The 11,919-nt window shown below is 70.5% G+C and carries 15 protein-coding genes; 10 read left to right on the forward strand and 5 right to left on the reverse strand.

Annotated elements, in window-relative coordinates; translation table 11 throughout:
* The first annotated feature begins 5 nt into the window (after positions 1–5).
* The 10 genes from QTI17_RS18430 (at position 6) to QTI17_RS18475 (ending at position 8,415) form a co-directional block, all read left to right on the forward strand.
* The gene (locus tag QTI17_RS18430) at positions 6–920 is read left to right on the forward strand and encodes a LysR family transcriptional regulator (protein ID WP_286529557.1); all 915 of its coding nucleotides are present in this window, start codon (positions 6–8) and stop codon (positions 918–920) included.
* 144 nt (positions 921–1,064) lie between these two features.
* Entirely contained in the window at positions 1,065–1,481 is a 417-nt protein-coding gene (madL, locus tag QTI17_RS18435; protein WP_286529556.1) for a malonate transporter subunit MadL, read from the forward strand.
* Between the two features lie 4 nt (positions 1,482–1,485).
* Positions 1,486–2,250, forward strand: coding sequence for a malonate transporter subunit MadM (madM, locus tag QTI17_RS18440; protein ID WP_286529555.1), 765 nt, complete (start codon positions 1,486–1,488; stop codon positions 2,248–2,250).
* A gap of 9 nt (positions 2,251–2,259) precedes the next feature.
* Entirely contained in the window at positions 2,260–3,942 is a 1,683-nt protein-coding gene (gene mdcA / locus QTI17_RS18445; protein ID WP_286534854.1) for a malonate decarboxylase subunit alpha, read from the forward strand.
* 14 nt (positions 3,943–3,956) lie between these two features.
* The gene (gene mdcC, locus QTI17_RS18450; protein ID WP_286534855.1) at positions 3,957–4,298 is read left to right on the forward strand and encodes a malonate decarboxylase acyl carrier protein; all 342 of its coding nucleotides are present in this window, start codon (positions 3,957–3,959) and stop codon (positions 4,296–4,298) included.
* Positions 4,295–5,170: a biotin-independent malonate decarboxylase subunit beta gene (locus tag QTI17_RS18455; RefSeq protein ID WP_286534856.1), complete on the forward strand. Its 876-nt coding sequence runs from the start codon at positions 4,295–4,297 to the stop codon at positions 5,168–5,170. Before mdcC ends, QTI17_RS18455 begins: the two co-directional genes overlap by 4 nt.
* Positions 5,171–5,181: 11 nt before the next feature.
* Positions 5,182–5,883 carry a biotin-independent malonate decarboxylase subunit gamma gene (locus QTI17_RS18460; protein WP_286534857.1) on the forward strand — a complete coding sequence of 234 codons (702 nt, stop codon included), beginning with the start codon at positions 5,182–5,184 and terminating at the stop codon, positions 5,881–5,883.
* A 9-nt stretch (positions 5,884–5,892) separates the two neighbouring features.
* Complete coding sequence (mdcG, locus tag QTI17_RS18465; RefSeq protein WP_286534858.1) at positions 5,893–6,579, forward strand: malonate decarboxylase holo-[acyl-carrier-protein] synthase; 687 nt, start codon at positions 5,893–5,895, stop codon at positions 6,577–6,579.
* Positions 6,580–6,640: 61 nt separating this feature from the next.
* Positions 6,641–7,516, forward strand: a complete 876-nt coding sequence (mdcB, locus tag QTI17_RS18470) for a triphosphoribosyl-dephospho-CoA synthase MdcB (RefSeq protein WP_286534859.1) — start codon at positions 6,641–6,643, stop codon at positions 7,514–7,516.
* Positions 7,513–8,415, forward strand: a complete 903-nt coding sequence (locus QTI17_RS18475) for an acyltransferase domain-containing protein (protein ID WP_286534860.1) — start codon at positions 7,513–7,515, stop codon at positions 8,413–8,415. The genes mdcB and QTI17_RS18475 overlap by 4 nt, the downstream gene beginning before the upstream one ends.
* Before the next feature lie 3 nt (positions 8,416–8,418).
* Here QTI17_RS18475 and QTI17_RS18480 read toward each other — a convergent pair whose 3' ends face one another.
* From QTI17_RS18480 to QTI17_RS18500, 5 genes are all read right to left on the reverse strand, one after another.
* Positions 8,419–8,571: a hypothetical protein gene (locus QTI17_RS18480; RefSeq protein ID WP_286534861.1), complete on the reverse strand. Its 153-nt coding sequence runs from the start codon at positions 8,569–8,571 to the stop codon at positions 8,419–8,421.
* A 123-nt stretch (positions 8,572–8,694) separates the two neighbouring features.
* A complete protein-coding gene (locus tag QTI17_RS18485; protein ID WP_286529546.1) occupies positions 8,695–10,386 on the reverse strand; it encodes an MFS transporter in 1,692 nt (563 codons plus the stop codon).
* Positions 10,387–10,530: 144 nt separating this feature from the next.
* Positions 10,531–11,175: a 2-hydroxychromene-2-carboxylate isomerase gene (locus QTI17_RS18490; RefSeq protein WP_286534862.1), complete on the reverse strand. Its 645-nt coding sequence runs from the start codon at positions 11,173–11,175 to the stop codon at positions 10,531–10,533.
* Positions 11,172–11,426, reverse strand: coding sequence for a DUF1289 domain-containing protein (locus tag QTI17_RS18495; protein ID WP_503011073.1), 255 nt, complete (start codon positions 11,424–11,426; stop codon positions 11,172–11,174). Before QTI17_RS18495 ends, QTI17_RS18490 begins: the two co-directional genes overlap by 4 nt.
* Positions 11,423–11,911, reverse strand: coding sequence for a YbaK/EbsC family protein (locus tag QTI17_RS18500; RefSeq protein WP_286529544.1), 489 nt, complete (start codon positions 11,909–11,911; stop codon positions 11,423–11,425). The genes QTI17_RS18495 and QTI17_RS18500 overlap by 4 nt, the downstream gene beginning before the upstream one ends.
* Positions 11,912–11,919 lie beyond the last annotated feature (8 nt).

Below are 11,919 nucleotides of genomic sequence, written 5' to 3' on the forward strand. Positions count from 1 at the left end.
CACATATGACCTTCCTCGTCGACGAAGAAATCACCTTCCGCAAGCTCGAGATCCTGCTTGCCTTCATGGAAACCGGGAACCTCGCGCGCACCGCCGAGCGGCTCGACATCAGCACGGTCAGCGTGCACCGGGCCCTGCATTCGCTGGAAACCGGCACCCGCTGCGCGCTGTTCCGGCTCGAGGGCCGCAACCTGCTGCCCACGGACGCCGCCAAGACGCTGGCCGACGTCGCCCGGGACGTGGTGCGCACGCTGTCGGAAGGCATCCGGGCGACGCGCGAGGTGGCGGGCTATTCGGCCGACCGGATCCGCATCGGGTCGCTCTATTCCCTGACCAGCCGGACCGTGCCCAAGGTCATCATGGGGATGAAGCAGCGCCTGCCCGAACTCCACACCGAGCTGGTGCTCGGCTCGAACGCCGATCTGCTGCAGAAGCTGCGCGACGGCGGCGTCGACGCGGTGCTGATGGCGATCCCCGGCGAGGCGCCCGACGTCGAATCGGAGCCGCTGTTCGAGGACGACATCTTCTTCGCCGCGCCGGTCGACTCCCGCTACGCCGGCATGAAGGAGGTCGACCTCGGCGCCTGCGCCGACGAACACTTCGTCAGCCTGTCCGAAGGCTTCGTGACCTACAGCGGCTTCATGGAATCGTTCCGCATCGCCGAGTTCGCACCCCGCGTGGTGATGCAGACGGGCGACATCTTCTCGCTGATGAACCTGGTGAGCGGCGGCGTGGGCTATACCTTGCTGCCCGGACGGGTGCGCGGCGCGCTGCCGCACAACGTCCGGCTGGTTCCGCTGCAGGCGAAGTACCTGGTGCGCCAGACCATCGCGGTGAACTTCCTGCGCACGCGCGAACGCGACCCCAATCTGCTGGCCCTGCTGGCGCTGTGCCGCAGCTCGAAGGCCGATCTCTCCTGACGCTGCCGCCCCGGGTTTACCCGCGACCGTTTCACGCGGCGTAAGCGTCGCCGTCCCCCGTTAATTGATCGGGACGGGGGCCGCCGGTACCGTTCGTCTCCACAGCGCCGCGATTCCGGACGGCGAATCCAAGGAGACAAGCGGATGATCATTTTCGGTACCGCCCTGCTGGCCGTGTGCCACCTGCTGGGCATCTTTCTCGGGGACCTGCTGGGCCAGGCGCTCGGCGTCAAGACCAATGTCGGAGGCGTCGGCATCGCCATGCTGCTGCTGATCTTCGCCCGCATCTACATGCAGCGGCGCAACATGCTGCCGAAGCTGACGGAACTCGGCGTCGAGTACTGGGGCGCGCTCTATATCCCGGTCGTCGTCGCCATGGCGGCGCAGCAGGACATGGTTTCTGCGCTGCGCGGCGGCCCGGTCGCGCTGCTGTCGGCCATCGCCGCGGTGGCGGTCTGTGCCTGCGTGATCGCCGTGATCAATCGGACCGAGCGGCCGCAGGCGCAGACCGACGGCGCACCGATCCTGCACGACAACCCCCTCCTGACCGAAGCGGAGTGACACCATGATCGAAATCCTCGAAAAAGCCGCGATCCAGAACGGCCTCGTGACCGCCTTCGCGGTGGTCGGCCTGATCATCCTGCTGTCGGGCCAGATCTCGCGCCGGCTGACCTTCGGCCGCGTGCACGGCTCGGCCATCGCGATCGTGATCGGGCTGGCGCTGGCCTACTGGGGCGGCACCCAGACCGGCGGCCACAAGGGGCTGGCCGACATGACGCTGTTCGGCGGCATCGGACTGATGGGCGGCGCGATGCTGCGCGATTTCGCCATCGTCGCGACCGCGTTCGAGGTGCAGGCCACCGAGGCGCGCAAGGCCGGGCTGATCGGCGTGGTGTCGCTGCTGCTCGGCACGGTGCTGCCCTTCATCGTCGGCGCCGCCATCGCCTGGAGCTTCGGCTACTCGGACGCGGTGAGCATGACCACCATCGGCGCCGGCGCCGTGACCTACATCGTCGGCCCCGTGACGGGTGCGGCCATCGGCGCCAGCCCGGACGTGATGGCGCTGAGCATCGCCACCGGGCTGGTCAAGGCCATCCTCGTGATGGTGGGCACGCCGATCGCGGCGCGCTTCCTGGGCCTGAAGACGCCGCGCTCGGCGATGGTGTTCGGCGGCCTGGCCGGCACGGTGAGCGGCGTGTCGGCGGGACTGGCCGCCACCGACCGCAAGCTGGTGCCGTACGGCGCGCTGGTCGCCACTTTCCACACCGGCCTCGGCTGCCTGCTCGGCCCGTCGCTGCTGTTTTTCGCCACCAAGGCACTGGTGGGTTGAGGGCACACCATGGAACGCACGAACTGGAACACCAAGGCCGACAACCGCGCCGCGCGCCTCGCGCGGGCGGCCGGCGCACTGGGCACGCAACTCAGCGGCAAACGGGTCGCCACCGAAGCGATCGGCAGGCTGCTCGAAGCCGTGCTGGAGCCGGGCGACCGGGTCTGCCTCGAAGGCAACAACCAGAAGCAGGCCGACTTCCTGGCCAAGGCGCTGGTGCAGGTCGATCCGGCGCGGGTGCACGGCCTGCACATGGTGCAGTCGGTGCTGGCGCTGCCGGAACATCTCGACGTGTTCGAGAACGGCGTCGCGGCGCGGCTGGACTTCAGCTTCTCGGGACCGCAGGGCGCTCGGCTGGCCAAGCTGGTGTCGGCGGGGCGCATCGAGATCGGCGCCATCCACACCTACCTCGAACTCTTCGCGCGCTACTTCGTCGACCTCACGCCCCAGGTGGCGCTGGTCGCGGCGCACGCGGCCGATGCCGAGGGCAACCTCTACACCGGTCCCAACACCGAGGACACGCCGGTGATCGTCGAGGCCACGGCGTTCTCGGGCGGCATCGTGATCGCGCAGGTGAACGAACTGGTGGACGGCAAGACCACCACGCTGCCGCGCGTCGACATACCCGCAGGCTGGGTGAACTTCGTCGTCAAGGCGCCGCGGCCGAACTTCATCGAGCCGCTGTTCACGCGCGATCCGGCGCAGATCAGCGAGATCCAGGTGCTGATGGCGATGATGGCGATCAAGGGCATCTACGCCGAGTACGGCGTGCAGCGCCTCAACCACGGCATCGGCTTCGACACCGCGGCGATCGAGCTGCTGCTGCCGACCTACGGCGAATCGCTGGGGCTCAAGGGCAAGATCGGCAGGCACTGGGCATTGAACCCGCATCCGGCGCTGATTCCCGCGATCGAAGCCGGCTGGGTGCAATCGGTGCACTCCTTCGGCTCGGAGCTGGGCATGGAGGACTACATCCGCGCCCGCTCCGATGTGTTCTTTACCGGGCCCGACGGCAGCCTGCGCAGCAACCGCGCCCTGTGCCAGGCCGCGGGCCACTATGCCTGCGACCTGTTCATCGGCTCGACCCTGCAGATCGACCTCGACGGCAACAGCTCGACCGCCACGCTGGGCCGCATCGCGGGCTTCGGCGGCGCGCCCAACATGGGCGCCGACGCGCGCGGCCGGCGTCACGCGAGCCCGGCGTGGCTCAAGGCCGGGCGCGAAGCGCGCGCCGGACGCAGCGGCGCCGCCGGGACACCGCGCGGGCAGAAGCTGGTGGTGCAGATGGTCGAGACTTTCCGCGAGCACATGCAGCCGGCCTTCGTCGACCGGCTCGATGCCTGGACCTTGCAGGAGCAGGCCGGCATGGACCTGCCGCCGATCATGATCTACGGCGACGACGTCACGCACATCCTGACCGAGGAAGGCATCGCCAACCTGCTGCTGTGCCGCACCGACGCGGAGCGCGAGCAGGCGATTCGCGGCGTGGCCGGCTACACGGCGGTCGGCCTCGCGCGCGACCGGCGCGCGGTCGAGAACCTGCGCGACCGCGGCGTCATCCGCCGGCCGGAAGACCTCGGCATCGATCCGCGGCAGGCCACCCGCAACCTGCTGGCCGCACGCAGCATGCGCGACCTGGTGCGGGCCTCGGGCGGCCTCTACCAGCCGCCCAAGCGATTCAGAAACTGGTGACCAGGAGAACGACCATGACCATTCCCGCGGGGCTCGAAGCCCTCGATTTCTCCTTCACCGGCACCCGACCCGCCGGCGCCTTCGCGCCGGTGCTCGTCGGCGTCGTCGGCTCCGGCAACCTGGAGGTGCTGCTCGAAGCGGCCGGCGGCGACGTCTGCACCGTCCGCATCGAGACCTCGGCACGCGGCTTCGGCCCGATCTGGGAAGCCGTGCTCGGCGACTTCCACGATCGGCATCCACTGGCCGGCGTGCGCATCGCCATCAACGACATGGGCGCGACACCCGCGGTCGTCAGCCTGCGGCTGGACCAGGCCGTGGCCGAACTGCCGGCGGCGGCGCAAGGAGCACGGCCATGATCAGCTACGCCGAATGCTCGGCGCGCGAACGGATCGCGCAACTGCTGGACACGGGCAGCTTCCACGAATGGCTGCCGCCGGCCGAGCGCCTGACCAGCCCGCATCTGGCGCAGCTGGGCGTGCCGTCGTCCTTCGACGACGGCGTCGCGATCGGCCGGGCGACGCTGGGCGGGCTGGAGGTCTTCGTCGCCGCCCAGGAAGGCGCCTTCATGGGCGGCGGCGTCGGCGAGGTGCACGGCGCCAAGCTGGTCGGCCTGCTGCGCCGCGCGCTGCGCGACCGCCCGGCGGCGGTGCTGCTGCTGGCGGAGTCCGGCGGCGTGCGGCTGCACGAGGCCAATGCCGGCCTGATCGCGGTGTCGGAGGTCATGCGCGCCGTGCTCGACGTCCGCGCGGCCGGCGTGCCGGTGGTGGTGCTGATCGGCGGCGCGAACGGCTGCTTCGGCGGCATGGGCATCGTCGCGCGCTGCGCGGACCACATCGTGATGAGCGATGTCGGGCGGCTCGCCATGTCCGGGCCGGAAGTCATCGAGGCCTCGCACGGGGTGGAGGAATTCGACTCGCGCGACCGCGCCCTGGTGTGGCGCACCACGGGCGGCAAGCACCGCTGGCTGACCGGCGATTGCGACGCGCTCGTGGAAGACGACGTGGCCGCCTTCCGCGACGCGGCCATCGATGCGATCGGCGCCTCGAAGCCGGTGTCGCTCGCCACGCTCGAAGCCGAGCACGCCCTGCTCTCCGCACGCCTGCGCGACCCGCTGGCGGAGGACGGCGGCGACGACGCCATTGCGCTGTGGACCCACCTGGGCATTGCAGGTGCCGACCGCGTGCCCGATCTGGACGTGGCCGCGGTGCGCGCACTGCGGCCTGCATGAGGAGCGAATCGATGGACTGGAACCTTCTCGCCACCGGGCTCTTCGGCGCCGGACATGGCATCGTCGCCGACGGCGACTTCCTGCAAGGCACGGCGCACTTCGACGGCCAGCCGATCACGGTGATCGGCACCACGAACCACGCGCCGATCGGCGTCAGGCTGGCCCTGGCCCAGGCGCGGGTGGTGCTCGACACCCTCGCGCAGCACCCGGAGCGGCCGATCCTGCTGCTGGTCGACACCCAGGGCCAGCAGCTGCGGCGGCGCGACGAACTGCTCGGCATCAACCGCGCGATGGCCCACCTCGGCGCCAGCATCGATCTCGCCCGGCGACGCGGCCATCGCGTGATCGGCCTGGTGTACGACCAGGCGCTGTCGGGCGGCTTCATCACCTCGGGCCTGATCGCGGATGCCTGCCATGCGCTGCCCGAGGCCGAGATCCGCGTCATGCGCATCCCCGCGATGGCGCGCGTGACCAAGCTGCCCGAGGACATGCTGACCGCGCTGTCGCAATCGAACCCGGTGTTCGCGCCCGGGGTATCGAACTACGTCGCGATGGGCGGCGTGCGCTCGCTGTGGCGGGGCGATCTCGCGGCGGCCCTGCGCGAGGCGCTGGCGCATTCGCCCCGCGACGACCTGCGCGCGATCGACGGCGCCGAGCGCGGCGGCCGCAAGCTCGCCGCGGCGGTCGCGCAGCGCGTGCTGGATGCGGCCTGAGGACGCGCCATGATGCCGCTGCGACGCCATCGGCTGGCTTGCCTGACGGACGCGGGCTGGGCCGTCGTCCGCGCGCAGGCCTGGGACACCCAGGCGCAGGCTTGCATCGACCACTGGGCCGCGCACCGGCTGCCGCTGGTCGTGACCCGGCAGCCGCCGCACGCCGACCCGGCGCAGGCCCCGATCGCGCTGGGCCTCCCGGCGCCGCTGCAATGGGACCGGCGGCGCCTGGCCATCCAGGCGCCGCGCAGCGCGCTCGCCTGGTTCGACGAGTTTCCGCGCGCCGCCGATGTGCTGGGCCTGCTGCCGCGCGGGCCCCGCGCCGCGATGCGCGCGCTCGGCCAGTCGCTCGCAGCCTGCCGCGCGCCGGCGCGCGTCTACGGCGGCTACGGCTGGCAGCTGCTGACCGGCCTCGCCTACCTGCGCGAGAGCTCCGACATCGACCTGTGGATCGCCGTCGACGATGCCGAGCATGCGGACGCGGTCGTTCGCCATCTCGAAGGCTTCGCGCCCCGCCAGCCGCGGCTGGATGGCGAGCTGGTGTTCGAGGACGGCACGGCCGTGGCCTGGCGCGAGTGGAGCGCCTGGCGCGCAGGCCGGGCCCGTCGCCTGCTCGTGAAGCGGCTGGAGGGCGCGGCGATGGCGGATGCATCGTTCCTGCGCCGCCATGCGCCGGTGCTGGAGATGGAGGCATGAGCCCCCGCCCGGCCGCTCCGAAGGGGGCTCGCACCGCAGTGCGAAGCACGGAGGTTTCCCGATGAACGCCGCCCGTCTGCCGGCTCGACGCGCGGTGCGCCTGAGCGCGGCCGACATCGGACGCGCCGCCACGCTGGCGCTGCACGACGAGCTCGCGCTGGCGCCCAAGCCGGGCCTGGTGTCCTTCGTCGACAGCGGCAGCCACTCGGACATGGATGCCCACACCTTCATGCGCAGCCTGTTCGCATTGCGCCACTACTTCGTGCAGATCTGCGCCCTCGGCGAGGCCCAGGCGCCGTTCGAAGCGCTGGAGCGTTGCGGCATCGCCGCCGAAGCGCGGATGCTGGCGGCCACCGGCGGCATCAACACGCACCGCGGCGCCATCTTCACGCTCGGCCTGCTGTGCGCCGCGGCGGGCGCCCTGCTCCGCGACGGCGCGCCGCTCGACCCGCAGGCGCTTCGCCACGCATTGCGCCGCCATTGGGGCGATGCGCTGGCCGCCCGCACCCGGCGCGTCTCCGCCTTGCCCGGCGGCATGGCCGCGCGCCGGCATGGCCTGCGCAGCGCATCCGAAGAAGCGGCACTGGCCTTCCCGGTGCTGTTCGAAACGGCCGTGCCTGCCCTCGCCTCCGCGCTGCGGCGCGGCCTGGGCCCCCAGCGGGCCCGCATCGACGCCCTGTTCGCCACCATGGCCACGCTCGACGACAGCAACCTCGCGCACCGCGGTGGCATGACCGGACTGCGCCACGCGCAGCAGGCGGCGCGCGGCTATCTCGCGCAAGGCGGCGCAGCCAGCGACCACGGCTTCGCCGCCGCCCGGGCCCTGCACCGCGACTTCGTCGCCCGCCGCCTGTCGCCCGGCGGCGCGGCCGACACGCTGGCCGCCGCCTGCTGGATGCGGCGCGTCTGCGAAGACATCCGACCGCCCGCGCCATGAGCTTCGCGCTGATCTTTTCGGGCCAGGGCATGCAGCATCCCGCGATGCTTTCCTGGCTGGCCGACGACGAACTGCTGTCGGGCGTGGCGCGGGTGCTGGGCGCGGACTGGCGCCAGCACCTGCAGGACCGCGATTGGGCCAGCCGTAACGCGCATGCGCAGCTGCTCCTGACCGGACTCGGGCTGGCCGCGTGGACACAGCTCGCGCCCCGGCTGCCGGAACCCGCGGTCGTCGCCGGCTACAGCGTCGGCGAAGTCGCGGCCTTCGCGGCGGCCGGCGTCTTCGCGCCGGGCGATGCGATCGAACTGGTGCAGCTTCGTGCCGCGCTGATGGACCGTGATGCCGAGCGATGCCCCGCCGGGCTGCTCGCGGTCAGCGGCCTCGCGGACGAGGCGATGGCCCGGCTCTGCAACGACTTCGGGCTGCTGATCGCCATTCGAAACGACCCTGTCAGCGTGGTGCTCGGCGGCCCCAGGTCATCGCTCGCGCCGGCCGCCGATGCGGCATTGCGCCAGGGCGGCCACGCCACGGCGCTCCCGGTCGGCGTCGCTTCGCACACACGGTGGATGGCCGAAGCCGCGCGGGCCTTCGAAGCGCGGCTGGCGACGCAGCCCTTCGCATCGCCGCGAATCCCGCTGCTCAGCAATGTCGCGGGCCGCGTGCGCGACGCTGCCCAGGCCCGGTCCGCCCTGGCCCGCCAGCTCGACCACACGGTGCGTTGGGACGAGTGCATGGAGGCCATCGCGGCGCGGCGGGTGCGCTGCGTGCTCGAGATCGGCCCGGGCCAGGCCCTGGCGCGGATGTGGAACCAGCGCCACCCGGGCATCCCGGCGCGCTCCGCGGACGAGTTCCGCAGCGCCGGCGGCATCGTCGACTGGATCGGGCGCCACGCCGACTGATCGCTACTTCGATTCGCCGGCCGCGGCCGGCGCCGGCGCATGGGTCGCGTCGCCGCCGTGCTTCTCGCCCGACATGTCGACACTGCCGCCCGCCTTGGTGAGCACGTACAGCACGATGGCCGCGAAGACGGCGAAGCCGACGATGATCTTCCACATGATTGAATCTCCTGAAACCTTGCTCTGTCTCAACTGATCAAGCCAAGAAAAAGGCCTCGCGCCGAGCCGGCGCGAAGCCTTTTTGTCGAACCGAGGGCCGCGGCCCTCGTGCGGTCGGGACGCTCAGTCGTTGGCGTAGATGTCGACGTCCTTGGTCTCGCGGATGAAGATCGTGCCGACCACCAGCGTCACCGCGGCGATCACGATCGGATACCAGAGACCGTTGTACATGTTGCCGGTGCTCGCCACGATCGCGAAGGCAGTGGTCGGCAGCAGGCCGCCGAACCAGCCGTTGCCGATGTGATAGGGCAGGCTCATCGAGGTGTAGCGGATGCGGGTCGGGAACATCTCGACCAGCATGGCGGCGATCGGGCCGTAGACCATCGTCACCAGCAGCACCAGCCAGAACAGCAACGCCACGGTCATGACCTTGTTGATCTGCGCCGGGTCGGCCTTGGTCGGATAGCCCGCCGTCTTGAGCTGCTCGGCGACCGCCTTCTTGAAGGCCGCGATCTCCTTGGCCGAGGCCTCGTCGAACTTGTGGTTGACCACGTTACCCACCGGCGCCGTGATCGCCACCTCGCCGATCTTGACCACCGCCGGCGAACCGGCCGGGCCGTCGGCGCGCTCGTAGCTCACCGAGTTCTGCACCAGGTAGCGCTTGGCGATGTCGCAGGAGCTGCTGAAGTCGATCTCGCGCGCCACCGGATTGCCCTGGAACGAGCAGGAGCGGGGATCGGCCGTCACGACCACGCCGGCCGTCGCCTGGGCGCGGGCCAGCGCCGGGTTGGCGTTCTCGGTCAGCATCTTGAAGACCGGGAAGTAGGTCACCACGGCCAACAGGCAGCCGGCCATGATGATCGGCTTGCGGCCGATCTTGTCGGACAGGGTGCCGAAGACGACGAAGAAGGGCGTGCCGATCAGGAGGGCGGCGGCGATCATCAGGTTGGCCGTCGTGGCATCGACCTTGAGCTGCTGCGTCAGGAAGAAGAGCGCGTAGAACTGGCCCGAATACCAGACCACGGCCTGGCCGGCGGTCAGGCCGATCAGCGCCAGGATCACGATCTTCAGGTTCTTCCACTCGCCGAAGGACTCGGACAGCGGCGCCTTCGAGGTCTTGCCCTCGGCCTTCATCTTCTGGAAGGCGGGCGACTCCGACAGCGACAGCCGGATCCACACCGAGATGCCGAGCAGCAGGATCGAGACCAGGAAGGGAACGCGCCAGGCCCATTCGGCGAAGGCGGCCTCGCCCACGCCTTCACGCACGCCCAGGATCACCAGCAGGCTCAGGAACAGGCCGAGCGTGGCGGTGGTCTGGATCCACGAGGTGTAGGCGCCGCGCTTGCCGTGCGGTGAATGCTCGGCCACGTAGGTGGCTGCACCGCCGTACTCGCCGCCGAGCGCCAGGCCCTGCAGCATCCGCAGCGCGATCAGGATCACCGGCGCCGCGACGCCGATGGTCGCGTAGCTGGGCAGCAGGCCGACGATGAAGGTCGACAGGCCCATGATCAGGATCGTGACCAGGAAGGTGTACTTGCGGCCGATCATGTCGCCGAGGCGGCCGAACACGATGGCGCCGAACGGGCGCACCAGGAAACCGGCCGCAAAGGCCAGCAGCGCGAAGATGAAGGCGGCGCCGGCATCGAGGCCGCTGAAGAACTGGCGCGCGATCACGGGCGCGAGCGACCCGTAGAGGTAGAAGTCGTACCACTCGAACACGGTCCCCAGCGACGAGGCGAAGATGACCTTCTTCTCCTCCTGGGTCATGGGCCGGGGCGCGTGCGACGCTCCTCGTGAATCTAGTGTGGCTGACATGTCGTCTCCTGTAGAAATTTCCGCCCACGGCGTGGGACGTATCGCATTCTTGAAGGGGCGACTGACCCGAGGCTGTCGCGAAACTGAACGTCGGCTGACGGTTTAAGGTGCAACCCGCGCCAGCCGTTTCAGATCATGGAAAAACTACGGTTTGCTGCGCAGCAGCAGGGAAGGACGCTGGTCGGCGGCGTCCCAATCGGGGCCGTCGAACCATGGCTCGCCGTGCAGGTAGGCACGCAGCATCGCCAGGCCGTCGAAGCCCCAGAACAGCCGGTCGTCGACCTCGAAGGCCGGCACCCCGAAGACGCCGCGTGCGATCGCAGCGTCGGTATTGGCCTTGAGCTGCGCCTTGACCGCTTCGCCGCCGGCGTCGCGCTGCGGCCGCAGCGTGGCCGCCAGCGCCGCCAGGCGCGCCGGGTCGCCGGGCTCGCCGCCGCTGCGCCAGACTTCGCGGAACAGGGTCTCGGCCACGTAGCGGCTGATCTCACCGTCGGCGCTGGTCGCCAGCGCCAGCCGCAGGTGCGGCAAGGGGTTGTAGGGGTGGGTGGCGGGCATCCGGATCGGGATGCCGTGGGCATGGCCGAGCCACAGCACATGGCGGTAGGTCCAGCTGCGCTTGGCCGGGATCTCGGCCGGGCCGAGCTGGCCGTGGTGCTTGAGCAGTGCCCCGAGCAGCACCGGCCGATACGCCACGCTGTAGCTCAGGCCTTCGAGCGCCTGCGGCAGGTGCTCGAAGGCCAGGTAGGCATAGGGCGAGATGAAATCGAGGTGGCAGGTGAGGTGCTTCATGGCGTGTCTCCGGCGGCGACGCCGAAGCCGGCTTCGGCACGCAGCTCGATCGCGCGCCAGACGCCGCGCTTGCCGGCGTCGTCCATCCGGCTCCAGGCCGCGATCTCGGCGATGGTGCGCAGGCAGCCCTCGCAGAAGCCCGTGGCCGGCACCATCCGGCAGATCGAGATGCAGGGCGACGGCAGGTCGCTGGCCATGGCGCGCGCGGCCGCGGCGCGCGCCGGCAGGGTCGACAACGACGCGACGCTCACACCACGTCCGCGACCGGTGCGCCGGTCAGGCCTTCGAGTTCGCGCGGATGCAGCCGAACCACCGCATGCGGATGGCCGGCCGCGGCCCAGATCTCCTCGAAGCGGAACAGCTCGCGGTCGATCAGCATCACCGGCGCCACGGCATGCGCGAACGGCGAGACACCGCCGATCGAGAAACCGGTCTTCGACTTGACGAACTCGGCATCGGCGCGGCCCAGCTTGCCGACCAGCGCCTCGACCTTCTTCTCGTCGACCCGCTTGTCGCCCGAGGTCACGACCAGCACCGCGGCGTCGTCCGACTTGCGGCGAAAGACGATGCTCTTGGCGATCTGCGCCACCTCGATGCCCAGGGCATCGGCCGCCTGCTGCGCGGTGCGCGCAGCGTCGTCGAGCATCTGCGGCGCGTGGGCATGGCCCTTGTCCTGAAGGAGACGGGCGACGCGCTGCACGCCCTCCGGCAATGAAGTGAGCTCGGCACCGCACATGTCAGTGC

Origin of the sequence: Variovorax sp. J31P179 (genome assembly GCF_030316985.1) — a bacterium.
Lineage (GTDB): Bacteria > Pseudomonadota > Gammaproteobacteria > Burkholderiales > Burkholderiaceae_C > Variovorax > Variovorax ginsengisoli_B.

Bases quoted from the DNA above. Each gene is read 5' to 3' on its own strand.
- QTI17_RS18430 (WP_286529557.1), top strand. From the start codon at position 6: ATGACCTTCCTCGTCGACGAAGAAATCACCTTCCGCAAGCTCGAGATC.
- madL (WP_286529556.1), top strand. From the start codon at position 1,065: ATGATCATTTTCGGTACCGCCCTGCTGGCCGTGTGCCACCTGCTGGGC.
- madM (WP_286529555.1), top strand. From the start codon at position 1,486: ATGATCGAAATCCTCGAAAAAGCCGCGATCCAGAACGGCCTCGTGACC.
- mdcA (WP_286534854.1), top strand. From the start codon at position 2,260: ATGGAACGCACGAACTGGAACACCAAGGCCGACAACCGCGCCGCGCGC.
- mdcC (WP_286534855.1), top strand. From the start codon at position 3,957: ATGACCATTCCCGCGGGGCTCGAAGCCCTCGATTTCTCCTTCACCGGC.
- QTI17_RS18455 (WP_286534856.1), top strand. From the start codon at position 4,295: ATGATCAGCTACGCCGAATGCTCGGCGCGCGAACGGATCGCGCAACTG.
- QTI17_RS18460 (WP_286534857.1), top strand. From the start codon at position 5,182: ATGGACTGGAACCTTCTCGCCACCGGGCTCTTCGGCGCCGGACATGGC.
- mdcG (WP_286534858.1), top strand. From the start codon at position 5,893: ATGATGCCGCTGCGACGCCATCGGCTGGCTTGCCTGACGGACGCGGGC.
- mdcB (WP_286534859.1), top strand. From the start codon at position 6,641: ATGAACGCCGCCCGTCTGCCGGCTCGACGCGCGGTGCGCCTGAGCGCG.
- QTI17_RS18475 (WP_286534860.1), top strand. From the start codon at position 7,513: ATGAGCTTCGCGCTGATCTTTTCGGGCCAGGGCATGCAGCATCCCGCG.
- QTI17_RS18480 (WP_286534861.1), bottom strand. From the start codon at position 8,571: ATGTGGAAGATCATCGTCGGCTTCGCCGTCTTCGCGGCCATCGTGCTG.
- QTI17_RS18485 (WP_286529546.1), bottom strand. From the start codon at position 10,386: ATGTCAGCCACACTAGATTCACGAGGAGCGTCGCACGCGCCCCGGCCC.
- QTI17_RS18490 (WP_286534862.1), bottom strand. From the start codon at position 11,175: ATGAAGCACCTCACCTGCCACCTCGATTTCATCTCGCCCTATGCCTAC.
- QTI17_RS18500 (WP_286529544.1), bottom strand. From the start codon at position 11,911: ATGTGCGGTGCCGAGCTCACTTCATTGCCGGAGGGCGTGCAGCGCGTC.